The following is an 18,439-nucleotide window of genomic DNA, read 5'->3' on the forward strand; positions in this document are numbered from 1 at the left end:
TTGGACGCCGGTAGACTGTACGGCGGATGGGTTGACCAGGCGGCCGCGCGTCACGAAAGTGGCTCGAGGAACGTCCGGGCTCCGCAGAGCAGGGTGGTGGGTAACGCCCACTCGGGGTAACCCGCAGGCCAGTGCCACAGAGAACAGACCGCCTGCGTTTCCGGTATTGCACCGGTTGCAGCAGGTAAGGGTGAAACGGTGGTGTAAGAGACCACCAGCTCTCCGGGTGACCGGGGAGGCTAGGTAAACCCCACCCGGAGCAAGGCCAGACAGGACACGTTCGAGGGCTGCTCGCCCGAGTGTCCGGGTAGGCCGCTGGAGGGCGTCGGCAACGGCGTTCGTAGATGGATGGCCGCCACTCCCTTGTCGGCAACGATGGGGGATGACAGAACCCGGCGTATCGGTCAACCCATCCATTTATGACTGCCGGGATCACGGGCGTGTGAGTGATTTCACGCCTTCGGGACGACTATGCCCCGCCCTTCCCGCCTAGAATGGTTACTGAACGTAGATGTTCTGCCGCCGGGACTGCGTTCGCAGCCGGCGGATTTTCTTTGCTCTCGTTCAAGGCGCTGTGGGTGGACCGAAGCCCGCTGGCGCATGTGCCGCAGGACTAACTCCGGGCGGCCGCTGCCATCTGCATACGAGGACGTATGTGGTTGACCCAAGGAAGGTAGTTCTGTGAGCCAGACGTCAGATTCTTGTCTTGATAAGTGGATGGGCCGGGAGGCTCTCGCCGAGGCCATGATTCCGGTGATCGGCCGGTTGTACCGGGAAAACAACGTGGTCACCAGCATCCACGGCCGGAGCTTGATCAACAAGTCCACCATGAACATCCTCAAGGCCCACCGCTTTGCACGCCGGATGAGCAACCACGAGCTCCTGCTCGAAGAGACCGCACCCCTTCTCAACGCCCTCTCTGAGCTTGAACTCGGTGCCGCAGCCATCGATATCGCACGCTTGACGGAGAAGTACCGGGCAGAAGGCAATGGCGCCTCTCTGGACGAGTACTTGCGGTCCGAATTGGCCGAGATCGTGGGCAGGCGCGGAGCTGACGACCGCACCAGCACCGACGTCGTTCTTTACGGTTTTGGGCGCATCGGCCGCCTGCTGGCCCGCCTCTTGATCGAAAAGGCTGGTGGCGGCCACGGCCTCCGCCTGCGCGCCATCGTGGTTCGCAAGGGTGCAGACAACGACCTCGTCAAGCGTGCCAGCCTGCTGCGCCGCGACTCCGTCCACGGCTCCTTCGAAGGCACCATCCGCGTGGATGAGGAAGCCAACACCATCACGGCCAACGGCGTCCAGATCCAGGTCATCTACTCGGACAACCCCGCGACCGTCGACTACACCGCGTACGGCATCAAGGATGCGCTGGTTGTCGACAACACGGGGCGTTGGCGCGACGCCGACGGCCTCTCCCAGCACCTGCAGAGCAAGGGCGTTGCCCGCGTCCTGCTGACGGCACCGGGCAAGGGCGACCTCAAGAACATCGTCCACGGCATCAACCACCGCGACATCAACGACGACGACAAGATCGTCACCGCGGCGTCCTGCACCACCAATGCCATCACCCCTGTGCTGAAGGCCATCAACGACAAGTTCGGCATCATCCACGGCCACGTCGAAACGGTCCACTCGTTCACGAATGACCAGAACCTGATCGACAACTTCCACAAGGGTGACCGCCGTGGACGCTCGGCCGCACTGAACATGGTGATCACCGAGACCGGCGCTGCAAAGGCTGTCGCCAAGGCCCTTCCCGAACTTCAGGGAAAGCTCACGGGCAACGCCATCCGCGTACCCACGCCCGATGTTTCCATGGCCATCCTCAACCTCAACCTTGAGAACGGCACCACGCGTGAGGAAGTCAACGACTTCCTCCGCGAAATGTCCCTCCACTCCGATCTCCGCAAGCAGATCGACTACATCGATTCCCCTGACGTGGTCTCCACCGACTTCGTTGGATCCCGCCGGGCCGGCATCGTTGACGGACTCGCGACCATCTCCAACGACAAGAACCTCGTGCTGTACGTCTGGTACGACAACGAGTTTGGCTACTCCTGCCAGGTTGTCCGCGTCATGGAAGAAATGGCAGGCGTGAACCCGCCGTCGTTCCCCGCCAAGGACGTCATCGCACCGATTGCTGTACTGGAAACTGCTGACGCCTGATACCCAAGCGGTTCTCACGGGTTTCCCGGCCGGGTCACTGGAATCGGCCGGGAAACCTGAGCACAATGGCACTCATGGACAACGAATCAACCATCGAACATGAGACCACGCTCGAACATGCCTTGGACGTCGCCAAGGCCAACCATAAGCAAGCCCAGAAACTCTTGGACCAAGCGGTCGCGGCCAACGCTGCCGGAGATGTCTCCGACGAGCGCGTGCAGCAACTGCGCGGACTCCTGGACGTGGCTGCCGAGGACCTTCAACGCGTGATGCGCGAGCAATAAAGGACCCTGCTTTCAGCCACAGTGCGGTGTGACTTCTCCTACACACTGTGGATACCGACTCTGACTGTCGGGGCCTTGCCATACGCTCGTAGGACACACCCTGCCCCACTGGATGGAGTCCCTTGAGCATCACCTGGTCCGCCTACAAACGCGCCCGACGTCGGTCACGCCAAGCATGGGCGGTTCTGGCCCTGGCTGCTGCCACCATCGTTGCCGGGTTGTCCTGGTTCTTCACCGCCGGCCAGTTCGATGCAGCCCAACCTGCGCAGTCCGGACCGAGTGAAGCTCCAGTCTTCAACCCCGAGTGGATGAAACCTGTCCGCGGTGCAGCAGCGGTAGCCCCTGAAAAAGCTGCAGACGCCCTGGAGCGCCTTCCGGTCAAAGGCCGGGCTGCGAAATCGGACTACGACAGGGCCGCGTTCGGGCAGGCCTGGGCCGATGCGGACCGTAACGGCTGCGACACCAGGAACGACATCCTCAGGCGCGACCTGACGGCGGTCACGTTTACCGAAGGTTCCTCCTGCAGGGTAGCCTCCGGCATGCTGAACGAACCCTACACGGGGCGGCCAGTGTCCTTCACACGGGGACAGGACACCAGCTCAGCCGTTCAAATTGACCACGTGGTGGCCCTTGCCGACGCCTGGCAGAAAGGGGCCCAGCAGCTGACCGTCCAGCAGCGGCAAACCCTCGCCAACGACCCCCTGAATCTGATTGCCGCCGATGGGCCGGCAAACGTCAAGAAGGGGGCGGGGGATGCCGCCACGTGGCTCCCCGCGAACAAGAACTTCCGCTGCCACTATGTCGCCCGGCAAATTTCTGTCAAGACCGCTTACCACCTGTGGGTTACCCAGGCCGAGAAGGATGCCATGAAGGGCGTGCTCTCGTCCTGCCCCGGACAGCAAACGATCTACAGCGCCAGGTGACCGTGCCCCAGCTGCCAGGTGCCGCCGTCGTCAATCCGCTCCAGCACCACCCGCTGGAGGGACGTTTCCCGGGGGAGCTTGTCCAGGTTCTCCAAGCCCCGCTGACGGAAGGTGAAGTAGACAGCGTCGGTTGGTGCATCGGTGCAGCGGTCAACCGTGAACCGCCGCGCAAATGAGGCGATGTTGCTGTTCGGGAGCCGCTCCGAAAGATACGGATCCAACATCCATGAATCGCAGGTGGCCACTGTTGCGGGCTTGTCGGGAAAGTGATGCGGGAAAAAGGCGCGGGCTTCGGCGAAACTCTCGTCCACCAGGGCAGGGGAGAGGCCGCCGTCCTCCGGGATATGCACACCCAACACCCAGCCCGAAGCAGCACCGTCGGCCGGGACGAGGTGGAACTGCAGCCTGCCAAGCCGGAAGAGGTTGCCGGCCATATGCAGCGTCAGCCAACCCCACGTATCCAATCCGAACCGGCCGTGAACCCGTCGGTTGATCCGCAGCTGCAAGCCCACATCGGCCAGTGACGCCGCGGAAACGGCAGGGCTGATGCCCAACGCCACGTGGTAGGCATGGACGGTGGGGGCGAAGCGCAGGAGTGCTTCGATCCAGGTCGCCTCCGAAGCGTCCTCTGCCTTGATGCTTTCCAATGGAAAGGTGCCCAACCGCGCTGTCATGGCATCCAGGGCTTGCGTCACGCCGGTGTCAGGAGGGGTGGACAGCAGACGTGCACACTCCGGCGCATCCTCGGCGCTGATGTCCAGGAGCGTAAAGAGCTCGTTGTGGGTGCCGGCGGTCATGGGTCAGTGTCCGAACGGATCAGGGTCGACGCCGGGCATCCAGGTCAGGCCGGGCACGCCCCAGCCGTTCTTCTTGGCTTGCTTCATGGCCTTTTTCGAGTAGCGGTCCACCAGGCGGTTGACGTAGAGCTTGCCATCCAGGTGATCGAACTCGTGTTGAATGATCCGGGCGAACCAGCCGGTCGCTTCGAATTCCACGGGGTTGCCATCGCCATCAAAGCCTTGGACCCGTGTCCATTCGGCGCGCTGCAACGGGTAGTACTCGCCAGGGAAGGACAAGCAGCCTTCAACGTCTTCGTCGGGATCGGGAAGGGCACCTGAGACTTTGGACAGGGTCAGTACGGGATTGACCACTACGCCCTGCGGTGGGACGTCGTCGTCGTTGTCGTACTTGTAGACGAAGATGCGTTTGCCTACGCCGACCTGGGGAGCGGCAAGCCCGACGCCGTTCGCGGCGTCATTGGTCTCGAACATGTCCGCAATCAAGGCGCGCAGTTCGTCGTCGAAGACTTCCACTTCGCTTGCCCGGCGGTGCAAGACGGGTTCGCCCCATATGGTGACTGGCAGGACGGTCATGTCGGTTCTTCCTCTGGTGATCGCTGGGGTCCGGGATGTTCCGGATCCGGGTTAAAAGCAAAGGCCGCACCGGATAACCGGTGCGGCCTTTGTGGAAACCGGCTCTGCAGCCAATCTCGGTGGGGTGAGCTACGGGGGTTGAACCCGCGACCTCCTGGACCACAACCAGGCGCTCTGCCAACTGAGCTAAGCCCACCATGTGCCTTCCGTGGTCAGTCCGTTTGACCGGCTTTCCTCGAAGGCAACGACAAATAGCTTACCTGCTGTTTTGGGGTGCAAAGTCCACTTTTGCCGGTTTTTGCGAAAAAACCTTCAAAAATGGCGCAGATCACACCGTCTCGCTGGATCCAAGGGTTTCGGCAGTGGCCATGATCTCCTTGGAAATGCGCTGGGCTGTGGCCGTATCGGGACCCGGTGCTGGAACAAAGACGGCCTCGCGGTAGTAGCGGAGCTCGTCAATGGAGTCCTTGATGTCACCCAGGGCGCGATGGCCACCATGCTTTGCCGGCGACTGGAAGTAGGCCCGCGGGAACCATCGCCGTGAAAGCTCCTTGATGGTGCTGACATCAATAACGCGGTAATGCAGGTGCTCAACAATGTTCGGCATGTCCCGGGCCAGGAACATGCGGTCAGTTCCCACGGAGTTGCCACCCAGGGGGGCCTTGCGGGGATCCGGAACCCATTTCTCGATGTATTCCAGAACCTGGGCTTCGGCCTCGGCCATCGTCTTTCCGAACGGGAGTTCATCCAGGAGCTTGGACCGAGTATGCATGTCGCGAACGAAATCGTTCATTTGTTCCAGCGCGGCATCGTCGGGCTTGATGACGACGTCGACGCCGTCACCCAGGATGTTGAGCTCGGAGTCCGTGACCAAGGCGGCCACTTCGATCAAGGCGTCGTTCTTGAGGTCAAGACCGGTCATTTCGCAGTCGATCCAGACGATGCGTTCATTAGTAATAGGCACGCGCCTAGCCTATCCTTCCGGCTGTTCCAAGTGCTCCGATGGTACGATTTTTGAGCGCAGCAGTGTCGTTTCTTCCTGCTGCTGAAGCCCCGAAGACGCAGAACTTTTGTCCCGAAATTACCGGGCGAACGATTGGATGACGACTACATGACGGTGCCCGTACCCGCCGCCCAGAAGGCAGGGACAGCAGCGCCGACGGCGGATGCTGCAACCAGCGAGGTGGATAACGCGCGTTCGCCGCTGATCGCCGGTTTCATCGGTTCGATGTTCATGGTGTTCGGTTCCCTGGGTGTCGGTTGGCTGGCGCCGGTGTCCGAACTCCGGCGGTTGCCGCTCTTCATTTGGATGCGGACCGAGGGCGCTGGTGTCGCACTCTCCATCGTTCTTTTGGCCATCGGCGGGATGCTGTTGGTCCGGGCCTGGCTGCGCTTGGGCCAACGAGTGCGCGTCTGGGGTCTGGAGGCCAGGAAAGCAACGCTGCAGGCAGTGGTGGCCTGGGGTCTGCCGATGATGTTCACGGTCCCCTTGTTCAGCAGGGATGTCTACGCCTACATCGGCCAAGGCCGTCTGATGGTCGAGGGGATGAACCCGTACAAGAACGGCATCTCTGCCCTTCCCAATTACTTCCAATTGGGTGCCGACAAGATGTGGACCGAAGCTCCGGTCCCGTACGGGCAGTTGTTCTTGTGGATCGAGCAGTTCGTTGTCTGGGTAACGAATGTCCAACCCGAAGCCAGCATCATGCTGTTCCGGCTGGTTGCTTTGGTGGGGATCGTTCTCTGCATTGTCTACGTGCCCAAGCTGGCGGAACTTCACGGGGTCAATCCACACCGGGCTCTGTGGCTGACTGCGGCCAATCCGCTCTTCCTGACCAACTTCATCGCCAGCGTCCACAACGATGCCCTCATGATCGGACTCGCTCTGGCGGGCCTCTATTACTGCGCCACCCGCCGTGTCATCCTTGGCATCGTCCTGGTCACTCTCTCGATCTCCGTCAAGCCCATCACCATTGTGTTCCTGCCGTTTATCGGGCTCCTGTGGGCGGGCAAAGGGGCGTCCTGGCCGCGAAAATTCCTTTATTGGTTCCTCACCGCGGCCATCAGCTTCGGGCTGTTGTACGGACTGAGCCTGGTGAATGGCTTTGGGTTCGGCTGGATCAACGGGCTTTCCGCTCCGGGCAGCATCTGGATCTGGTACGCGCCCGTAGGACTGATTGGGTTGGTTGTAGCATCCATAGTCAACGTCTTTGGCCTGGACGGATGGGGCATGGCCAAGTGGGTTTACGACGCCGGGAAGGTCCTCATGGTCGGCGCCGTTGCGTGGCAGATCTTCCGCGGTGACTACGACCGCCTGATGCGTCGATTGACGTTGGCTTTTGCTGCGATCGTCATTCTCGCTCCGATGATCCAGTCCTGGTACGTGGTGTGGTTGATTCCGCTCTTCGCAGTTACTGGCATCCGCAACGACTGGCAGGTCAAGGCGGTCTACTTCATCGTGTCGTTCTTCATGGTGTACGCCATCTCCGACCAGTTGGACGTATTCCCATACCTGCAAAGTGAAGACCTGGGCCTGGCACTGACCCTGGCCAGGAACGCGGCCGCGATCATCGCGCTCCTCTTCGCCGTCTACCTGATCTTTGTGGACCCGAAGACCAAGAGCTTGTTCCGCAAGCGCGATGAGCCTGGGCACCGTCCCGTCATTTGAACAGCAGGTCAAGTGAGCAGCAGCCGGGTCGCTTCCCGCTTGGACAACGGGCTCAACGCTTCCCGGTTTTCTTCGACGAAGCCGCGGACCCACTCCGGATCCGTCTTGCTGTACTCGCGCAATGACCAGCCAATGGCTTTCCGGATGAAGAACTCCTTGTCCGCCAGATTTGCCGAGATTACTTGAGCCAGCAGCACGGTGTCCGTTGTGGATTTCGCTCCCAACTGCGCCGTGATGGCCGCCCTGCGGATCCACATGTCCGCATCGGAGGCCCACCGAAGCAGCAGAGGGGTCATGATGTCCCGGTGGGCCAACAGAAGTGCGCAGATCCGATGCGATACGCCGTCCACAAGGTCCCACCATGCACCTGTCCGGATAATTTCCTCATAGACCGCCAGCATGGCCAGATCCTCCGTGACCATCCGCAGGCCGGTCAGATCAATGGCGGCGTAGCGTTCTTCCCGAACCCCGGCCTCCCGCCAGAGCGTCAGGGTTGCCATTCGCAACTCTTCCGGTGACGTCGGGGGGAACTCCGTGGCCGCCGACCTGACGATCCTGCGCACCTCGGGCACCCTGACGCCGAGGGAGGGCATCTCGGATTTCATATAGGCCTGAGCGCCACGTGCGCGCTCGGCGTCGCCCCCGGCACGCAGCTTTGAACGGATGGACTCAACGAGCGCTGCGGTGGACATGCACCAACTCTATGGCGGGTTTCCCGGCGGCCGCTCGCTTCTCAAACCCCCGCACCCACCAATTCCCCGGTTGTGGTGTTGACCAGGAGCTGGCCGTTGCCCTCCGAATCCTCAAGACCTGCCGGCACCGATTCCTCTTCCGGGGGCACTTGGTCATCGTCACCGGCATTCCAATCGCTTCCACCCGGTGGATTGCCTGAGCCCTCGGCCACGGGGGCTGACTCGAGAGGTGCCGCCGAGGTGCCGTTCATTCGAGTGAAGTTGGCAGAGCCCCACATGAGGTCGTGGCCAACGGATTCAGCATCAATTTCGGCCACATGGTAAATGCGGCCTTCGTGCTCCCACTGCCTCAGCCGAAGCTTCCCGGCAACCAGGACCCTCTGACCTTTCTTGACGCTGCAGCCTACATGTCCGGCAAGGTAGCGAAATGACTGCACGGTGTACCAGTAGACGGTACCTAATGGGATTACGAACTAGAGGGCAGTCCAAGCAATGTTGTCGAGCGAGATCCAGAAGCTAGCCTTGGCAAGGCTTGTGAATGTTGTTGAGTTCTCAAAGTGCACGTCACCATTAGCGCGGACGTAGAGCGTAGGGACTCCGCCCATGGCCGTAGCGGTCTTGGGCTGAAGGATGATGTCATACGGAGGACGCACGCCAACCGGCAGGGTAGCAATGAGGTACTGAGTGCCACCGGTCATTGTGATTGTGGTTCCCGTTGTGCCGATCATGCCCGTAGTCGTGATGGTCTTGTTGAAGGCCTTCGTGTACTTAGGCGGTCCGTAAGATCCGGACGACGTGTATTGGTTGTAGAGGCCACCAAGAGCCACGTTGGAAGACGTGGAGGACTGGATAGTAACTAGGGCTGCTTCCACGCTGTCAGCGGTCGCCTGCATGGCAAGAGGGACGTTAGGGGCCTGTGTACCTGTCGGGTAGGAGATCCCGTATGTAGTAGTTGTGGGCATTTCGATTCCTTACGGTGTTGCTGCTGTAGAGAGGTCTTCCGGCTGACGGAGCTTGAGGCTCATATCGCCGGAGGGATAGTTGAAGCTGACGGAGGAAACCAACATCTTTCGTTGGTCGCCTTCCGGCAGGGTTGCTGTGACTGTGGAGCCGGGAGTGATCCAAAAGGCGTTTACAGCTCCAATTGAGTAGCTGTTGCCGCGTCGGCCTACGGAGGTCAGGACGGTTGCCGCTGCTGCGTTCGCCTGTGCCTGTGTGGCCGGAATCGAGCGCTCAAGGTAATAGGTGTTGAGGCCGATAGCTGACGTAGCAAACTCACCGGCATTCACAAGAGCGTTGCCGTAGATCACCTGATCGTTGCCGGAGCCGTCGCGCCATGAGTACTTGATCGTCACGGAGTTCTTGAAGTCCTCACGGCTCAAGGTGGCTGCTGACTCGGTGATGATTCCGTCTGTCCCAATCGTGAGATTGAGCGCGGTTACTCCCAGCTTGGGAAGCTTCTCAATGTGCCAACGGCGGTTACCGTCCACATAGATTCGGCATCCTGCGCGGTCCTGTGCGTCCGCCAGAAGGCTCCAAGAGTCCTTGCCTACCTCTTGCACCACTCCGGCAAGCGAGGACGCTCCAAAGCTCGTCACAAAGTCAGTGAGCACAGCCGGAGTGGATTCCGGGATGCTGGCAATGTCCTTGTGGTAGGTCACAAAGTCCAAGAGGTTTGTCACTGGCGGCTGAGTGTCCCAGCTCTGACGCTTGTAGTCCTGAGCTAGGGCCTCATCACCGGCAAGCTTCAGCTCAAGGGTGTTGTCCGGTCGCTTGATATCTCGGTTCCTCAAGTGGAGGTCAGCCAAGAGCTGCACGTCTTCACTTACGGAGTTCCATTGATAACCGGCATAGACCTTCACGCGGACTCTCTTGCGAGGGTCCAGCTTGGCTAGCAGCGCGTTGTCTGACGGGATCTCACAGGACAGGGAAGCCTGAATGCGAGGTGACCAAGACTCATCCAGAGTCACGCTTGCATCCAGTACGTCCAAGTCAAAGGGATCTCCGGTTACCGGGTAAGCAGTAGCGCGTAGAACCTGCCTGTGAGGCTCCCTAATCCTGTCTGCGGCCTCCAGTGCCCAAGGTGCTGTTACAGCGGCCACTAGACACCTCCGATGGTCAGATCATCGAACGTCGGGTAAGCAGCGAGGACGGCTGAGAAGCTTCCGTAAGCAGCGGCCAGAGCATCGAAGTTCCAGCCAAGAGCACCGGACAGGTTGCCGGTAGGACGCTTTACCTCCGTAAACCTCACGGTGAACTTGTAGCGGGTAGCGTCTACGCCTTCAACGGAGTACGGAGAGACCTCCATATCATCGGCGGCAAAGTACATATCAAGGCCGCTGACAGGCTGCTTGAGCATGACTGTTTCTCCACGGTCAAAGACGCGAGCGAGCTTGTTAGCGGAAGCCACGGAGTCAGTCCAGATTTCAAGGGTTCCTGTGCGGGTACCTAGCTTGCCCTGTACAACAATGGGGTCCGCACGTCCGATGATTCGGTGAACGGTCGAGTTGCTAGCGCGGCCACTGGAGTAGTCAGTGATGCTCTCGGCCGTCTCGGAGAAGTTCGGAGCAATCGGAACCATTAGCCACGGCTTGGCAAGCGTGAGGTTTGCTGTGGTGGAAACCGTCGTGACGTTGATTGTGCGAGTGGAGCGGGACGCGTGAGCGGTTCCTGTCCATGCATAATCCGTGTTCGAAGTGTCTGCTGTGGCTCCATCCCAGTACGGCTCTGAGAGTCGAGCTAGAACCTCATCGGAGGTATCGGCGACAAAGGCCTCAACAGCATCCGCCCACATGCGCTTACCGGCAGGAACAAAGTTCGCCGTATCGTCTCCGTTGCGGTACTGAAGGTACAGGGCCACGGAGACAGCACCGGCAGGAGCTTGAGCGACAACCTGCGGCCAGTCGCCAGCGTAGAACGGTGATGCCGTGAAGGGTGACGCAAAGGAAGATCCAGCGATAGACGCGCCAGCGGCATCCCTAAAGATCACCTGTACTCGGGTTTGGTAGTTGGACTGTTCCGTTGCCATAAAGGCTTTGAGGCCGATCCACTGACCTTCCACAATCTGAGGGCGCACGGTGGAACCGATAACGGAGATGCCGGGAACGGTACGTGTTCCGTCAGAGACAATCTGAGCAATGCGAGTCCCAGACTTGAGCATCTGCGGGAAGGACGTTGTTGTTGCCGCCGTGGTTCCGTCAAGGGTCCAGCCGGAGAAGTCCACTTCGAAAGAGGGGTTAGTCACTTGCTGAGTGGCTGTGACGTACTCGTTGCAATAGACCGTGTAGAGGTTGCTTCCGTGGGCAGCTTCGTAGTCCGTGAGGATTGTTGTTCCAGCGGAAGGGCTGGGGAACTGTCCAGCGGAGATACGCACGTCAGCAAGACCGTTGGAGTCCGAACGGGTTACCTTCGTGACAGAAGAGTTCTGCGTGATATTCAGTTGTACAGATCCGGTAGCTGTATCCGGAGTGGCTGTGATGCTAGTCATTCGGTACGCCTCCGCGCGTTTCGATATTTACGGTCTTGGTTACTGGCTGTGTGAGTCGAGCAATGTTCTGTTGGAACTCAAATTCATTGCCGATCTTCAAATCGACATAAACTGTCTTTCCCTTAATGTCGTTGATTCGGTCCTGCACAACCTTGGCTTGGTAGTTGTCATCAACTTCAATGAGAACTTCCTTGCCCTTGATCCCATCAATGCGCTTCTGCACTTCGGAGGCTTGGTAGTTGTCATCAACTTGGATAAGAACCTCTTTGCCCTGTACCGAATTGATGCGGCCTTGGGTTTCCTCAGCTCCGGTCTGGGAGACGTTTACTGTGGTGTCCTGAGTAGCTGGGATGCCCTCAATTTCGGTCTTGGTCTCAGCTACGCCATTTGTCTTGACCTCAGTAATGATGTCTTTCGGGATAAGTCCCATGGCTGCTGCAAGCTTTTCGGAAGCGTCACGAGATCCGGTGATAGCGTCGATCTGCTGAAGGATTGCCTCACGCTGATTTGTGAGGTTGGTTGCTACCTGATCGGCAGAAGTTCCCGCGTCAAGCTGAGACTGAGCCATATCAAGAGCAGCGTTTGACTGGTCGATAAGAGCGCGCTGATTGTCACGGCCAGCTTGGGTGTTCTTATCGAGGGTCTTTCCGTTTTCCTCAAGGATCTTGGAGGTTTCGGCTACTTGGTCCCAGTAGTCCAGCTCTGTAGTGACGCCACCTTGTATCGTCTGATTGCGCTTCTCAAGGGCTGCAACGTCTTCCTTGGTTGCCTCTGTGGTTCCCTCAATGGCAGCTCTACGGATGCGCTCAATTTCAGCAGCGGCCTCAAGCTCTTTGATGTGGTCCTTGACCTTGTCAGAGAGTTCCTTAGTTCCGGAGATCTGTTTCTTGGTGGCCTCATCAGTCGTATCAAGTACGGTTCCGTATTCGTAGTTGATGCTCTTATTGGCTTCAGTCTGACGCTCAAGGTCTTTCAGTCGGCCTGTAAGTTCCTCAGAGACTTTCTTGGCATCCTCAAGCTCTCCGAATTGTCCACGGAAGGCCTCACCAATGGAGATACCGGCATCCTTGGCGTTGTCGCGTAGCTTCTCGAATCCGCTTATCGCGTCTTGCTGGAAGAACTCAAACCACTCTTTAGAGTCCTGAATGGCAAAGCCGTAGTCATCCATGGCTTGAATTGCGTCCGCCATGGAGAACTCTCCACCCTTGTCCTTGAGGGTCTGGGCGAGGTCGAGCATCTTCTCTTTGTTCTCATTGATCTTGTCCGCGTTCTCCTGCAATGCGGAGACAGCAAGACCAATACCAACAGCGGCAATGACACCAGCAGCCATACCGGCAGGGCCAAAGCCAACGAACGCGTTAGCAAGGATCTCCTGTAGAGCGTCGGCTGAGTCCTCAATCGAACCAAAGGAAGCAGCGGCTTCCTTGGCTGTTGACTTGGATTCATCCTTGAGTTCGGAGAAGCCTTCTCCGGCCTTGTCAGTTCCGCGCTTTACGGAGTCCCCAAGTCCCTTGCCGGTGTTCTTGGCGTTGTCCGCTACTTCGTCCAGAGCCTTTGTAAGGTCTCGGTCGATCTGCTTTGCCGCGTCGCTGTAAGCGTCCGCAACGTCCTTGCCGCTCTTGTCAGCGGTCTTGGCTACGTCCTTGAGTTCAGACTTGGCATCATCGAAGCTGTCCGCCAGCTTGTCACCGGCAGAGTCCGCGCTACGGGCTGTCTTGTCCAGAGCCGTATCTAGGTCACCGGCAGAGTCCGCAACGGAGGACAGGGCCTTGTCTCCTGCGTCTGCTACGTCCTTGATAGAGGACTTAGCACCGTCGAAGCCGGAGGCCAGTTTGTCCCCGGCTGCGTTGGCTTCCGTGGATGTGGAAGACAGGGCCTTGTCTACGCCTGAGAGGGAATCCTCTACCTGTGACAGGGCCTTGTCTCCGGACTTGGCTACGGAGTCGAGTCCAGACTCCAGCTTGTCGAAGGCATCCGAAACGTTGGCTGCGCCTTTGTCCACACCATCGGCATTAATGGCAATGGGAATTTCAATTGGGCGTCCTGCCATGGTCCTAACCTCCTACGGAGTCATAAATACTGCGGGTAATCGTTTGTACTGAGAGCGACACAATGCGCTTGGTTGCGCCTCCTGCGGCTGGATATACGACATATCCGCCACGTCTGCGGCTTGGGAGTTGACGGGAAGACCTGCGGGTAACCGTGTGGACATTCCCGTTAGGTGAGCGTCGATAGAACTTGGTGTATTTATCGCGTCTGTTGCTACCGAATTCGGCAGGACGGATAAGCTCGGCGGCTGTTGCGCCACCTGAGAGCTTCCTGTTGGAGCTACCGGCCTTGAGGGTAATTACCGCTCCGGCCTTGATCGTGTTACCGGTCTTGAATACTCGGTCTGAAATAGGGGTCTTCCCAAGGTGAGAAGCAACCTCTGATTTCCAGATCGGTCCCGCCTCCGCACGCTGATACTTGCGGAGATCGTTCTTGACCTCTTTAGGTAGCTGGCGGAATCGCTTGTTAGCCGCACGGAGGCGGGACTGATCTACGCTAAACACTCTTAGCTAGCGCCAACCGTGATGCTTGGCTGACCATTCACAGCAAATTCAGCGGAAGAGGTTGCAACACCAACTCCGCCTCCAAGCTGAGCAGGAGCCTTGAGGACAACTGTTGCGGTAACTGCCTGAGTAGCACCGGCAGGCTTGAAGATAATCGTTGTGGACTTTCCGTGGTTGTTAAGCAGGAAGTTTGTGAACGTGGTTGTTGCTGCGAGGTCTTGACCGAATTCAACCGTTGCAGTCCAGACAGGGACGCCAGTAGTGGACTGGACGTTGCCGGAGATCGGAATCCAAGTGGTATCGGTCGAAGTCTGGTTGAAGGTAACCAGTGTGATTGCGTCAGTGAATTCAATGCCAGATACAGAAGTTGTAGCGGCAGAGATATTAGTGACCTTGTGTGGAAGTGAAGGCATTGCATATTCCTTTCAGGAATTAAGGCTTGTAAATGTTGTCTGTATTGGCGATTACGGTGATCTCGTAGCCAATCCAGTTATCGAAGAATGTTGCTCGGTCGCAGTTATCCCACTGCGTGAAGGTCAGTGAGTTGATGCTCACCAAGACCGCGTGTAAAAGATCCTCTAGCTCGTTCTCTTTGGCCTCTGTCTGAGGTCCGGGAACCATAAGGGCAACCCTTAGGTCATGAGTCACAGAGGCCGTCTGAGGGGAGTTTGTGAGGTTTTCGCGCCACACAAAGACCGTTGGCTTATTGATCTCCGGCTTAGCCGCTGAGAACGCCTTTACGACGTACTCAGGGCTATCCGCCTTGATCTGCTCCGCGATTGTTTCGCGTACTGTTCCGGCCATTAGCGGAGCCTCCCTAGCGGAGAGGTCTTAGGACGGAGCAAGTCGCGAGCAAGCCAGATAAGCGGAGCTGTCGGAATTGCTTGACCGTCGAGGCCAATCTCTTCCGAGTTGCCACCGGTCATTTTGGAAGCGATATCGCGAGCGGTAACGATCTCCGCCAACAGGTAGTTAGCGGGGACAGCCGCACCCTCAGAAAGGGCAGGCGCATACGCCACACATAGAGCGTTTGCTGACTCGAACAGGTTGTCCAAGACCGTTGGGTCAAGGGCTTCCGAATCCGGCCATTCAGCGGCTATGAGGTCCGCGTTGTCAGAGTTCCAGTACGACATAGCGCCTGCCTTTCATGAGAGTGAGTATCGTTCGCATTAAGCGAGCGTTTAAAAAAAAGTTAGGAAACTTTCTTGAGTCCGCGAGCGTCGTTGAGGATGAGCGCGTAGTAACCAAAGAGGGCTTCATCTTCGCCACCCTTGGAAACGTCAAGAGCGGAGACCTGAATAGGAGTTCCCGGAAGCTCGAAGAACGTAATGGCTTCCTTTGCGCCTACGTAGACATCATTCGCGCCGATCTCGGAGCAAGGGATGACAGGCATGAGGGTTTCGCCGCCGTTGAGGCTGAAGCTCTGCTGAAGGAAGGCGAGCTTGTCATCTTCCTTGGAGTTGAAGATCTCTTCGTAAGCCTTGAGGCCAACGAGGGCAAAGGTTGGGTCTGCAAACTCAACCATGGAGAGAGCACCCTTGATGATCTTGGCGGTAGCCGGGGCGACTCCGTCAGCAACAACAGTTCCGGTTACGGGCTGAGCGTTGGCAACGATGAAATCCAGAACCTTACGGTCAGACTTGCGAGCGTAGTCCTCAGTAGCAGCGGCAAAGAAGCTAGAGATAAATTCGGTGTTGCCGAAATCGCGGTACTTGCGGTCAAGCTTCCAGCCACCGGCCAGACGCTCTGCCTCTTCCGAGTAGTGCTCTGTGGTTACGGTGTTGGAAGGGATATCCGCGAGGTCTCCCGCGTAGTCACCAACAACAGGCTTGGTAATGAACTTCCAGCCTTCAACCTTCCAAGAGGTAAGGGAGCCTGTGGAGACAAGATTGACGTACTTGCGGTTATAGGTCTTGCCACTCCAAAGCTGACCAAGCCACTGAGCCTGTTCAATGTTGGAAGTGTGAGCAGATCCAGTGATGCCAGAGAGGGCAAACTGTGCGGCATCCTGACCAACAAGGCCAGCGTCCTCAAGAGCGAAAGCAAGGCGTTCGTCCTTGGTTGCGTAGGCCTTTGCAATCGTGGCCGGAGTGAGGGACAGGTTAGCGCCACTGTTAGCAGCGGCAAGAGCTGTAGGAACAGCAGCGTTTTCAGACATATCGTCTTCCTTTTCGGTTTCTGCCTCTGCGTCTGCTTCGGCGGTTTCTTCCTCTTCCGGTTCTTCCGGGGTCGAGGTGTCTTCGGTTTCTTCGATCTCTTCCTCTGGCTCTGAGTCCTCAGAGAAGGCAGAGATGAGGCGTGCGGAGCCAAGCGCCGGATTGACGCAAATACCGGCTCCGGAGAGGGTTGCTTTGGTGATGAGGCCAGAGCTAGGAGTCATTTCCGATAGCTCCATGGAGATCCCCGTACGGAGGCCTTCCTTGGCTTCGGTGAAGGTGTCGCGGCCTAGGGTTGTGTCCGCCAGCGTGACTGTGGCGTAGAGACCATCAGGCTTGCTCTCAAGCTGGGAGAGCTTTCCGATTGGGCGGAATTGATCGTGCTCAACGTTCACAATTGCGCCTTCTGCGTTGGAGAAGTCGATGCTTCCCTCTGCAAAAGTGGCGTCTCGGTCGCGTGCCTTTTCGTTGTATGGGGCGAGCTTGTAGCGGAGTGTTCCGCGCTTCTCGGAGAAGCTGACAAGCTGACCTTCACTAAATCGTTCAGTCATTGGGTTCCTTATCGGTTAGTTTGTGAACTCCAGAACCGATATCCAAAAACGCGTGAGTTACTTCAGCTTCATTCAAACCACTGAACTTAATGTCAGTAACAAGATCCGCGTCAAGCCCAAATACGGAACAAATCGCGTCATACATTTCAGGAGTCATCTTGTAGACAGAAGTCACGTTTGGAACGTATGTACTTCCGTCTTCCTTGCGTAGAACTAGAAGTTTCTTACTCACTCGGGATACCTCTTACGGGGTCTGTGCATGGATCTTCCGGAGAAGAAACCCAATGTCCGCCACAGATAGGGCAAGGCATTGTTGCATCGGGAGTTTGTTCGGGAGCGTCTGTGGAATGGTCGAGGATTTCGCCCTCTACAATTGGTTCCTCAGGCATCTTCGTTCACCGGCTTCACTCGGTGAGTGCCCTTGAATCGAACACCATTGAGTTCGAAATCAAGCTCGAATTCCGGGAGTAAGAAGTATTCTTCGGCATTAACAACGGCGAATCCGGCAAGATACCATTCGCCAGTAATGCAAACTACGGTGTATTTATCCATCAGTTAGGGGGCTTTCTGTGTTGGCTTGGCTGACGTTGGTCTTGAATGAGGAGTAATCAACGGAGACTTTTACGCCTTCCGGAGTTACGTCATTCTGTGAAAGACGGTCTGCAATGGGTTCCGTGAAGGTCTTTACGGACAGCTCCAGCAGCTCATTACGCTCATCGACGGCGTTGTTATAGGTGTTGGAGTCGCCATTGGTTCCGTCTAGGAGGCCAACCGTGATGCCTAGGAAATTGGCAAGGTCTTTACGGAGTGCTTCGCGAGCCTCAAGCATGAGCGCATTAGTGGAATCCGTAGCTCCGTAGCCAACGATGTCCAGACCGTAGGGAACGTGAACCATTCCGCCACGGCCTGTAAGTGCGGCCTGTAGGTGGTCGCGCATTTCATCGATCTCTTCAGGAGTGGCCTCAAGGGGCTGCGTTTCCTTGGTGAGCACAACAGGCTCCGGAACGGCAACGCGGTTATTTACGGTTGCCATAATGTTTCGGTATTGGCGTACTGAGTCGCGAGCGGCCTCTAGGAAGCCCAAAGGCATTAGGCCAGGAATGTATACGTATTGCTCGGCAGGTACTTTCTTGCCGTTTAAAAGGATGTTTCCTTGTGCGTCAAGAGACCAAAGGGAATGTGGAATGTGTAGGTAGCCAGAGACAAAGCCGGAAGCGTCACGATCAACCTGAACAAGAGATTCGTTGTAGAAAATTAGATCTTGAATAATCGAGGCTGTGCGCTTGGCTGGAGTGATCGCACCCTCAGAGGTGTTGAGCCAAGCGAGATCTCCGGTGTTGGTAGTCAGCGGGAGGCGTGAGCCTACGGAAGAAAGAATGTGGATGCCACGGTAAACGGCTGGAGCTGTGAGTGCTGTAGCTGCATCTACTGGGAACTGGGATGAGTCAACATCCGGGAAAAGGGCAAGGGCCAGCGTAGACGGGGAGAAAAGTCCCGTTACCTGTGAGGATTGCGGGAAGCCGGTTGCGGGATTGTAATCCGCAATGCGCTTCTGTCGATCAAAAATGCCCAATACTGCTCCAA

Annotated in this window: 18 protein-coding genes, 1 tRNA gene and 1 other RNA gene; 5 read left to right on the forward strand and 15 right to left on the reverse strand. The window is 57.7% G+C overall.

Annotated features, from left to right (window positions below):
* Positions 1–27: 27 nt before the first annotated feature.
* The 4 genes from rnpB to ACFVSI_RS11835 all read left to right on the forward strand — a co-directional run bounded on the left by rnpB (position 28) and on the right by ACFVSI_RS11835 (position 3,376).
* Positions 28–416: RNase P RNA component class A (gene rnpB, locus ACFVSI_RS11820), an RNA gene on the forward strand.
* A 265-nt stretch (positions 417–681) separates the two neighbouring features.
* Entirely contained in the window at positions 682–2,169 is a 1,488-nt protein-coding gene (locus ACFVSI_RS11825; RefSeq protein ID WP_387823520.1) for a glyceraldehyde-3-phosphate dehydrogenase, read from the forward strand.
* 74 nt (positions 2,170–2,243) lie between these two features.
* Positions 2,244–2,453 carry a hypothetical protein gene (locus ACFVSI_RS11830; RefSeq protein WP_387823523.1) on the forward strand — a complete coding sequence of 70 codons (210 nt, stop codon included), beginning with the start codon at positions 2,244–2,246 and terminating at the stop codon, positions 2,451–2,453.
* Positions 2,454–2,575: 122 nt separating this feature from the next.
* Positions 2,576–3,376: an HNH endonuclease family protein gene (locus tag ACFVSI_RS11835; RefSeq protein WP_387823524.1), complete on the forward strand. Its 801-nt coding sequence runs from the start codon at positions 2,576–2,578 to the stop codon at positions 3,374–3,376.
* Here ACFVSI_RS11835 and ACFVSI_RS11840 read toward each other — a convergent pair.
* From ACFVSI_RS11840 to orn, 4 genes are all read right to left on the reverse strand, one after another.
* Entirely contained in the window at positions 3,361–4,173 is an 813-nt protein-coding gene (locus tag ACFVSI_RS11840; protein ID WP_387823526.1) for an acyltransferase domain-containing protein, read from the reverse strand. The two genes, ACFVSI_RS11835 and ACFVSI_RS11840, sit on opposite strands and share 16 nt — an antisense overlap.
* A gap of 3 nt (positions 4,174–4,176) precedes the next feature.
* Positions 4,177–4,749 (reverse strand): peptide deformylase, encoded by a 573-nt coding sequence (gene def, locus ACFVSI_RS11845; RefSeq protein ID WP_387823528.1) that lies wholly within the window; start codon positions 4,747–4,749, stop codon positions 4,177–4,179.
* A 120-nt stretch (positions 4,750–4,869) separates the two neighbouring features.
* Positions 4,870–4,945: transfer RNA gene (locus ACFVSI_RS11850), tRNA-His, on the reverse strand.
* A gap of 132 nt (positions 4,946–5,077) precedes the next feature.
* On the reverse strand, positions 5,078–5,713 hold the full coding sequence (gene orn / locus ACFVSI_RS11855; protein WP_387823531.1) for an oligoribonuclease: 636 nt from the start codon (positions 5,711–5,713) through the stop codon (positions 5,078–5,080).
* 147 nt (positions 5,714–5,860) lie between these two features.
* On the opposite strand from orn, the gene mptB reads away from it, so the two are divergent.
* Positions 5,861–7,417 (forward strand): polyprenol phosphomannose-dependent alpha 1,6 mannosyltransferase MptB, encoded by a 1,557-nt coding sequence (gene mptB, locus ACFVSI_RS11860; RefSeq protein WP_387823534.1) that lies wholly within the window; start codon positions 5,861–5,863, stop codon positions 7,415–7,417.
* Between the two features lie 8 nt (positions 7,418–7,425).
* Here mptB and ACFVSI_RS11865 read toward each other — a convergent pair whose 3' ends face one another.
* The 11 genes from ACFVSI_RS11865 to ACFVSI_RS11915 all read right to left on the reverse strand — a co-directional run bounded on the left by ACFVSI_RS11865 (position 7,426) and on the right by ACFVSI_RS11915 (position 18,428).
* Positions 7,426–8,109 (reverse strand): DNA alkylation repair protein, encoded by a 684-nt coding sequence (locus tag ACFVSI_RS11865; protein ID WP_387823537.1) that lies wholly within the window; start codon positions 8,107–8,109, stop codon positions 7,426–7,428.
* A 41-nt stretch (positions 8,110–8,150) separates the two neighbouring features.
* Positions 8,151–8,546: a single-stranded DNA-binding protein gene (locus tag ACFVSI_RS11870; protein WP_387823539.1), complete on the reverse strand. Its 396-nt coding sequence runs from the start codon at positions 8,544–8,546 to the stop codon at positions 8,151–8,153.
* Positions 8,547–8,582: 36 nt separating this feature from the next.
* Positions 8,583–9,071 (reverse strand): hypothetical protein, encoded by a 489-nt coding sequence (locus tag ACFVSI_RS11875; RefSeq protein WP_387823542.1) that lies wholly within the window; start codon positions 9,069–9,071, stop codon positions 8,583–8,585.
* Between the two features lie 9 nt (positions 9,072–9,080).
* Entirely contained in the window at positions 9,081–9,971 is an 891-nt protein-coding gene (locus ACFVSI_RS11880) for a hypothetical protein (protein WP_387823545.1), read from the reverse strand.
* A gap of 239 nt (positions 9,972–10,210) precedes the next feature.
* Positions 10,211–11,596 carry a hypothetical protein gene (locus ACFVSI_RS11885; protein ID WP_387823548.1) on the reverse strand — a complete coding sequence of 462 codons (1,386 nt, stop codon included), beginning with the start codon at positions 11,594–11,596 and terminating at the stop codon, positions 10,211–10,213.
* Entirely contained in the window at positions 11,589–13,646 is a 2,058-nt protein-coding gene (locus tag ACFVSI_RS11890; protein ID WP_387823551.1) for a hypothetical protein, read from the reverse strand. Before ACFVSI_RS11890 ends, ACFVSI_RS11885 begins: the two co-directional genes overlap by 8 nt.
* Positions 13,647–14,150: 504 nt before the next feature.
* Positions 14,151–14,561 carry a hypothetical protein gene (locus ACFVSI_RS11895; RefSeq protein WP_387823554.1) on the reverse strand — a complete coding sequence of 137 codons (411 nt, stop codon included), beginning with the start codon at positions 14,559–14,561 and terminating at the stop codon, positions 14,151–14,153.
* A gap of 19 nt (positions 14,562–14,580) precedes the next feature.
* Positions 14,581–14,952 (reverse strand): hypothetical protein, encoded by a 372-nt coding sequence (locus tag ACFVSI_RS11900; protein WP_387823557.1) that lies wholly within the window; start codon positions 14,950–14,952, stop codon positions 14,581–14,583.
* A gap of 388 nt (positions 14,953–15,340) precedes the next feature.
* Complete coding sequence (locus ACFVSI_RS11905) at positions 15,341–16,855, reverse strand: hypothetical protein (protein WP_387823559.1); 1,515 nt, start codon at positions 16,853–16,855, stop codon at positions 15,341–15,343.
* Positions 16,848–17,030, reverse strand: coding sequence for a hypothetical protein (locus ACFVSI_RS11910; protein WP_387823562.1), 183 nt, complete (start codon positions 17,028–17,030; stop codon positions 16,848–16,850). Before ACFVSI_RS11910 ends, ACFVSI_RS11905 begins: the two co-directional genes overlap by 8 nt.
* 369 nt (positions 17,031–17,399) lie before the next feature.
* Positions 17,400–18,428 carry a phage portal protein gene (locus ACFVSI_RS11915; RefSeq protein ID WP_387823565.1) on the reverse strand — a complete coding sequence of 343 codons (1,029 nt, stop codon included), beginning with the start codon at positions 18,426–18,428 and terminating at the stop codon, positions 17,400–17,402.
* Positions 18,429–18,439: the final 11 nt, after the last annotated feature.

The organism is Paenarthrobacter sp. NPDC057981 (assembly GCF_042886835.1).
In the GTDB taxonomy this organism is placed as follows: domain Bacteria; phylum Actinomycetota; class Actinomycetes; order Actinomycetales; family Micrococcaceae; genus Arthrobacter.